Source organism: Arcicella sp. GW458-12-2-14-TSB2, from assembly GCF_059423785.1.
In genome coordinates this window covers 1-7,440 of sequence record NZ_JBWKYN010000235.1, presented here as the reverse complement: position 1 = coordinate 7,440, position 7,440 = coordinate 1, and the positions used below count along the sequence as shown (strand labels likewise).

Genomic DNA, 7,440 nt, shown 5'->3' with positions numbered 1-7,440 from the left:
CTTAAGTCCCCCGCTAATAGTAAATGATTAGAACTTAATAACTATCCTTCAGAGATGAAATGAGGTGTTATTTTTTATTGTAAAATTCCTTGAGATAATTCTTTAAAATCAAGTCCATCGAAAGTCCCTGATGACATCATTAACAAATTACTGTTACGCCATCGCTCTGCTAATAGAAAATCTTTGAGGGAAGCATTATCTGTGAAAACTAATAAATTAGGATTATTGAAATGGGTTTTAATATCCTCAGGCGTAATAGCTGGTAGTTTTTTATGAGCTAGCGTTTTCGGGCTAAAATACACGATGGCAACATCTGCCGCATTCAATTTGTTGGCATATTCTCCTAAAAAGTCTTTATTCAAACTACTAAAAGTATGTAGTTCTAAACAGGCTACCAATTTACGATGAGGAAATTGTGCTTTTACGGCCTTGGTCGTTGCTTCTACTTTAGAGGGTGCATGAGCAAAGTCTTTATAAATAATTGTCTCTGCATTTTCAGCGACCAATTCTAAGCGTTTGGCAGCACCTTTGAAAGACGGAATCGCTTGATAGAATTCATCCTCTTCAATACCAATCTGCGAAAGGACTAATTTAGCCCCATTCAAATTTTTTAGGTTATGCTCTCCGAATACTTCAATGGCTAACTCTTTCTTATCGGGCAAAATCAAAAATGTTTTGCCGTCTTTTACTTTATGCGCATGAGCTTTATAAGGAAACTTCTTAACGCTTTCGTATTCTTTTTCTCCAATTTTATTAACCAATTTGTCTGTTTCATCATAAATAAAACTACCTGCTTTGGGAAGCAAGTCTGCTAGTAATTCAAACTGATGTACATAATCGTTAAAATCTGGATAGACATTGATGTGGTCCCAAGCAATACCCGACATCAATACTACATGAGGGTGATAATGCAAAAATTTAGGCTGACGGTCGATAGGTGACGATAAGTATTCATCGCCCTCAATCACAATCACAGGGGCATCCGAAAGGCTTGCCATCGTATCAAAACCTTCTATTCTCGCACCTACCATATAGTCGAATTTGCGATGATGGTATTTCAGTACGTGCAATATCATCGAAGTAATGGTTGTTTTTCCATGACTCCCCGCAATAACTACTCTTTGTTTATGTAAACTTTGGCTATAAATAAATTCAGGATACGAATAAATTTTTATGCCTAATTCTTGGGCTTTAGCTAATTCTGGATTATCTACCCGAGCGTGCATTCCTAAAATTACACAGTCTAAATCTCTCGTAATTTTATCAGGAAACCAGCCTATTTCGGCAGGAAGCAAACCTTTTTCCCCCAATAGGGTTCGCGAAGGCTCATAGATTTCATCATCCGAACCCGTAATATGATAGCCTTTATTATGTAAATCAATGGCTAAATTGTGCATCGCTGCACCTCCGATAGCAATAAAATGTATTTTTTTCATGAAACCTGTTTACGGAAAGTACTCCCCGTAGAAACTAATTCTAAAAACGGAACGTTAAATATAGAATAAATCCAATTTTTATGCTTGCAAAGGTCATACTTTTATTGCACTTTTGCACGCTTTTTATGTAGCAGTTTCGTTAATAGTAAACAACAAAAATTTACCTTTACTAAAAAAAACTTCTGAGATTAAGTTTCACGAAGATATAAGTATTTTTAATCAAAACCCCGCATTTATGCTTTTCGCAGTAGGATGAAAAATTACATTGACCTAATTGACCAAACCATTGAATTCCCAACCTTGGAATTCAACATTGACCAAGACAATGAACTTTTGTTCAATAATGTTCCACTTATGGACATTATCCAGCAATATGGTACACCCTTGAAAATTACGTACTTACCCAAAGTTGGCGAGCATATCGAAAATGCCAAAAGGATGTTTAAGAACGCCATCAAAAAGTACAACTATAAGGGAAATTATACTTATTGTTATTGTACAAAATCATCCCATTTTAAGTTTATTGTCGAGGAGGTTCTGAGTCACAATGTGCACCTCGAAACATCTTCTGCTTTCGACATTTCACTTATTCGTGATTTGTACAGAGAAAACAAGATTTCTAAGTCAACGTATATTCTTTGTAACGGATACAAGCTACCTCTTTATACACAGTATATCAGTGAGTTAATCAATGAAGGATTTAATTGTATTCCAATTTTAGACAATCTTAAGGAGATTGACTTTTACGACAAATTTGTAACGACTGAAACCGTAAATTTAGGTATCAGAATCGCAACAGATGAGGAGCCAGACTTTGCTTTCTATACTTCTCGTTTGGGTTTACGCTATTCAGATGTAATGGAATTGTACAAAAACAAAATCCAAAATAGCGAGCGTTATAGATTAAAAATGTTACATTTCTTCATCAATACAGGTATTAAAGATAGTGCCTATTATTGGTCTGAATTGAGCCGTTTTATCTATAAATATTGTGAACTAAAAAAGGTGTGTCCAGAACTTGATTCTATCGATTTAGGGGGTGGTTTACCTATCCAAACTTCGTTACAATTCAACTACGATTATCAAGCGATGATTGATGAAATTGTAGAGTCTATCTCATGGATTTGTAATAAAAGTAATGTACCTGTACCAAATTTATTTACTGAATTTGGCTCTTATACTGTAGGTGAAAGTGGTGCAGTTTTATACGAAATCATCGACCAGAAGCTACAAAATGATAAAGAATTATGGTACATGATTAATGGTTCTTTCATTACGCAATTACCAGATTCTTGGGGTATGAACCAAAAATATATCATGTTGCCTGTGAATAACTGGGGAAGTCCATACCAAAAAGTAAATTTAGGTGGACTTACTTGCGACTCAATGGATTTTTATAATACTGAAGCCCACAGTTCAGATTTGTATTTACCAATCTTTGAAGAAGGACAAGAACGCCAGTTTGTTGGGTTCTTCCATACGGGTGCTTATCAGGAATCTTTGGGTGGTTATGGTGGTATTCAACACTGTTTGATTCCAGCACCAAAGCACGTAATTGTGGACAGACTAGAAAACGGCACGATTACAACTCGCCTCTTTGCTGACGAACAAGGCAAAGAAGGTATGATGACAATCTTGGGCTATGGCGAAAAAGCTAATGAAGGAGGAGAAGAAAAAGTTTTTATTCTTAGCCAAGATGAATTGACATTGGCCGAAAACCTTTCGATGGTTGAACAGTAGTGTTCTAAGTGATGTGTTTTGAGTGTGGAATGAGGAGTTCTTTCTTACAGTAATTTCAAATTCATACAAGACAAAAAATCTCTAACGAGGGAACTCATTCCCTCGTTAGGAATAATGGAGATTGGCTGTTAGTTCAAATCCGAAATCTGATGACCGAAAGCCGATAGCTATCTCACAATCCTTTGAAAATTAATCATTTGCGAAACAATATTTATTCTTTTTTTTCGTAATTTAACGTAAGAGTACCTTTATGTACCACTTACATTCAAATTTTAATCATGAAAAAAGCTACTATTATTATTGGTTTTATGGCAGTTTTGTCTTTAGCATCATGTGCAAGGAAAAATAATTGCCCCGCATATGGAAGCACAAGTATTGACAAACCAACTTATAAAGGACGAAATTAATACTTTCCGCTAACGCATTTGAAGCAACAGTAGAGGTTAATCTCTTTACTGTTGCTTTTTCATTTATTGAAACTTTGCTCAACTCAATAAATCGTGTTAAGTTTACACGATTTATTTTTTCATAAGGTTTTCCCTTCCAAAAACATTATAATTTACGGTAAAACAATACGTATGCAAGCATTCATTTTTGATATGGACGGCACAATGGTGGACAATATGATGGTACACCACCGTGCATGGCAACTAAAATTAAAGGAATTAGGACTTGATCTAACGCTTGAAGAAGTAAAAGAACGTTGTCATGGAAAGAACGAAGAAATCATAGAAAGGCTCTTCCCTCATAGATTTACAACTGAAGAACGCTATCAAGTATCTTTTGAAAAAGAAGAACATTATCGTAAAGTATTCAAAGATGAATTGAAATTGATAGACGGACTTGCGAATTTCTTAGAAGAAGCAAAGGCTGCTAACATTCCTATGGGTATTGGTAGTGCTGCTCCTGCTGAAAACGTCGATTTTGTATTAGATAATTTAGGTATTCGTCATTACTTCTCGTCAGTAGTCCACTCTGGTTTAGTAGATAAAGGCAAGCCAGACCCCGAAGTTTTTGAAAAAGTAGCAAAAGAGTTAGGCATTTTACTAGATAAAAGCCTCGTATTTGAAGATTCGCCAACAGGTGCTAAAACTTCTGAAAATGCTGGTTGTACAACAATTATACTAACAACAACGCATGATAAAGCTGAATTTGAGCAGTTTTCGAACATTAAATTATTTTTGAAAGATTACCAAAACCTCACGATTGAACAAGTAAAAAATCTTTTTAACACCCTTTAGCATTATTACCTCACATGAAAAAAAGTTTCTTTTTATTAGTACTCCTTTTTACAATTGTTTATTCAAAAACACAGGCTCAAGACAAATTTTTGCTGTTTTCTTACTTTGTGGATAACGGCCAAGACGGACTACATTTTGCGGCAAGTACAGATGGTTTAACATGGAAGACCCTAAAAGCGGGTAAATCGTTCTTAAAACCAAACGTTGGCAAAGATAAATTAATGCGTGACCCATGTATTATTCAAGGGGCTGATGGCGAATTTAAAATGGTTTGGACTAGTGGTTGGAACGATAGAATTATTGGCTACGCTTCGTCTAAAGACTTAATCAACTGGTCTGAACAACAAGCCATTCCAGTAATGGAACATGAGCCAACGGCCAAAAACTCTTGGGCTCCAGAGGTTTTTTATGATGATAAAACCAAAAATTATTTGATTTTTTGGGCAACTACTATCCCAGGAAGACATTCAGAAATTGGAGAAACTGAGCGTGAAAAAGGCTTAAATCACCGTATTTATTATGTAAAAACACGTGATTTCAAGACTTTTAGCGAAACTAAGTTATTTTTTAACCCTACTTTTAGTGCCATTGACGCTACTATTCTGAAAGATGGTAAATGGTATTATATGTTTGTGAAAAACGAAAATCCTAAGCCAGCAGAAAAAAATATCAGGATTACACGTTCTAAAAAAGCTGAAGGGCCATATCCTACCGAGGTATCAGCACCCATCACTGGAAAATATTGGGCAGAAGGACCTACAAGTGTAAAAATCGGTGAATATACTTATGTATATTTTGATAAATATACTGAGCATAAGTATGGTGCTATCCGTTCTAAAGATTACAAGACTTGGGAGGATGTTTCTGACCAAATGACTTTCCCTAAAGGGCTACGTCATGGAACAGTGGTTGAAGTATCAAAAGCTGTTTTTGAGAAATTACAAGCTGAATAAATTTTCAGTCAAAGTATTTGACTTATACAGACTACTCACAACATTATAAACATCTAATAATCAAACCCTTATCTATATCCATAGCGAGGGACTTAAGTCCCTCGCTATGGATATGGATAAGGGTTTGATTATCTCGCTAGTGATAAATCCTATCTTTACGGCTTAGCCTTTGCAATATTGACCGTCTCCAATTCTTTAATTCTCTCGGTAGCTAAAGAAATATATTCGTTATTTTTTTTGTTTTTAGATAGCATATATTGCTTATATAACTTCAGAGCCTTTGACTTATCGGTTGATTTCCAATCATTTACACGAGCTATTAAATATAAATAGTCTGCCTTTCCAGAATATTCCAATGCTTTTTGATAAGCTTCAAGCGCATTGTTGTATCTAGCATTCTTCTCATCAATAAAGCCAATTCGTTCATAATACTTTGGTAAATCGTCTGATAATCCTGCATTAATTGCTTGTTGAAAATATTGAATGGCTAAATCTTCTTTTTTCAGTTTAGTATAACATAAGCCAAGATAAAAGAAAGCAGGCTCCGACTCCATCTCTACTTTCAATACGCGTTCAAAACAAGCTATAGATTGCGGAATACTATCCAGATAAAAATACGCATATCCTAACAGTTGCTGATACCCAACAGAAGAATCCCCTAAAGCCATTGCTTTTTTGATGGACGATACAACAGGCTTAAATTTGCTTTCTCGATAATTTACTCTGGCATTCAACTGCCAAAGGGTAATATAGGTTGAATCTAAAAGAAGACCTTTTTTAATTAATACTTTGGCTTCTGATAAGCTATCGGTTTTTACAAAAAGTTTTCCTAGTTCTGCAATACTTTCAGCATCTGATGGACTAATAGTTATCGCCTTTTTGAAATATATTTTTGCAAGAGAATCTTCTGTTAGCTTTAAACAAAGCATGGCATAGCTTTTATAAACAAATGCATTAGTAGAATCTATATTAAGTAAAGACTGATAGCTTTTCTTGGCTTGATATAATTTATTTGTTTTTTCGTAGAGATTTGCCAAGCTCATCATTGCCAAAGCATTATTGGGGTCTTGGTCTAAAATAGCCTGATAATTTTCTATGGCTTCTTTTATCCTACCAACCTTTGTCTGGCAATATGCTAAATCTAAACGACAGCCCGTGGTCGAACAATTGCTCAAGCTTACAATTGCCTTTTCAAATTGGTATTGTCGAATCAAACTTTGGGTTTCCATCTCCGTTTGACCTACCACCCTTTGTTGGCTCATCAATATTAATAATAGTACGATGTAAAATTTCGGTGTCTTCATCTTTTAAAAACATAGTTATATAACTATAAAAATAGTTTATATAATTGTCTTTTCAAAATGAAAACTAAAATTTAAGTTATATTTTCAGCGCTATTTTTCACTTTAAAACTCCACAAAAAACAAAACACACAAATTACCATAAACACCTGATTTACAAAATATTACACAACAAATATTATAATTTGAAGGCGTTGAGGAATCTATAAAATAAAAATACTTGACATTGGTAGGCAAATTTTAAATTCTCGTTTACTTATTTCACAACAACAAAACAAAAAACTAAGCGTTTTTATTTGCAATAACGTTGCATTGTATTACTTTTGCAACATGATTACAACAATGGAACATACACATCGTCATACTTTAAAAATAGAGAAGGTTGGTTTTTACCTTTCTATCCTTTGTGCGATACATTGCATAGCTACTCCCTTATTAATTACACTGATTCCGTTTTTGGGTGGAAGTCTATTTGCTGACCATACTTGGGAACTATGGTTTATTGGTGGGAGTCTTGTTCTAGCAAATATTATTTTGATGATAGACTATAAAAAACATTTGAATGCTATTCCACTTTTGCTTCTTATGTTAAGTTTACTGATAAAGCTTAGTGAAATAGTTTGGTTTGCCGACAAATACGAACTTATCACTGGTGGCTTGGGCGGTTTATTAATTGCTTCTGCTTATTATATCAACTGGAAAGCTAAAGAAAAGTCTTGCGACTGTTGATTTTAGAATATCTCAAAAAAAATCCCTTTCAGTATAATAC

General features: G+C 34.5%; 6 protein-coding genes. 4 read left to right on the top strand and 2 right to left on the bottom strand.

Translation table 11 applies throughout. The features are described from left to right. Nucleotides 1-74 precede the first annotated feature (74 nt). Entirely contained in the window at nucleotides 75-1,436 is a 1,362-nt protein-coding gene (locus AC07XN_RS22365) for a UDP-N-acetylmuramate--L-alanine ligase (RefSeq protein ID WP_494744668.1), read from the bottom strand. A 252-nt stretch (nucleotides 1,437-1,688) separates the two neighbouring features. On the opposite strand from AC07XN_RS22365, the gene AC07XN_RS22360 reads away from it, so the two are divergent. From AC07XN_RS22360 to AC07XN_RS22350, 3 genes are all read left to right on the top strand, one after another. Beyond that, nucleotides 1,689-3,176 carry a type III PLP-dependent enzyme domain-containing protein gene (locus tag AC07XN_RS22360; RefSeq protein ID WP_494744667.1) on the top strand — a complete coding sequence of 496 codons (1,488 nt, stop codon included), beginning with the start codon at nucleotides 1,689-1,691 and terminating at the stop codon, nucleotides 3,174-3,176. 578 nt (nucleotides 3,177-3,754) lie between these two features. Further along, complete coding sequence (locus tag AC07XN_RS22355; protein WP_494744666.1) at nucleotides 3,755-4,417, top strand: HAD family hydrolase; 663 nt, start codon at nucleotides 3,755-3,757, stop codon at nucleotides 4,415-4,417. Nucleotides 4,418-4,431: 14 nt separating this feature from the next. After that, on the top strand, nucleotides 4,432-5,370 hold the full coding sequence (locus tag AC07XN_RS22350; RefSeq protein WP_309923004.1) for a glycoside hydrolase family 43 protein: 939 nt from the start codon (nucleotides 4,432-4,434) through the stop codon (nucleotides 5,368-5,370). Between the two features lie 155 nt (nucleotides 5,371-5,525). Here the strand turns inward: AC07XN_RS22350 and AC07XN_RS22345 are convergent, their stop codons facing one another. Continuing rightward, nucleotides 5,526-6,674 carry a tetratricopeptide repeat protein gene (locus AC07XN_RS22345; RefSeq protein ID WP_494744665.1) on the bottom strand — a complete coding sequence of 383 codons (1,149 nt, stop codon included), beginning with the start codon at nucleotides 6,672-6,674 and terminating at the stop codon, nucleotides 5,526-5,528. Between the two features lie 327 nt (nucleotides 6,675-7,001). Here AC07XN_RS22345 and AC07XN_RS22340 point away from each other — a divergent pair, with 327 nt between their 5' ends. Next, a complete protein-coding gene (locus AC07XN_RS22340; RefSeq protein ID WP_494744664.1) occupies nucleotides 7,002-7,400 on the top strand; it encodes a MerC domain-containing protein in 399 nt (132 codons plus the stop codon). Nucleotides 7,401-7,440: the final 40 nt, after the last annotated feature.

What these genes read in the sequence shown, in the direction of transcription:
- AC07XN_RS22345 (WP_494744665.1), bottom strand. Translation starts at nt 6,674, where the DNA reads ATGAAGACACCGAAATTTTACATCGTACTATTATTAATATTGATGAGC.
- AC07XN_RS22350 (WP_309923004.1), top strand. Translation starts at nt 4,432, where the DNA reads ATGAAAAAAAGTTTCTTTTTATTAGTACTCCTTTTTACAATTGTTTAT.
- AC07XN_RS22365 (WP_494744668.1), bottom strand. Translation starts at nt 1,436, where the DNA reads ATGAAAAAAATACATTTTATTGCTATCGGAGGTGCAGCGATGCACAAT.
- AC07XN_RS22360 (WP_494744667.1), top strand. Translation starts at nt 1,689, where the DNA reads ATGAAAAATTACATTGACCTAATTGACCAAACCATTGAATTCCCAACC.
- AC07XN_RS22340 (WP_494744664.1), top strand. Translation starts at nt 7,002, where the DNA reads ATGATTACAACAATGGAACATACACATCGTCATACTTTAAAAATAGAG.
- AC07XN_RS22355 (WP_494744666.1), top strand. Translation starts at nt 3,755, where the DNA reads ATGCAAGCATTCATTTTTGATATGGACGGCACAATGGTGGACAATATG.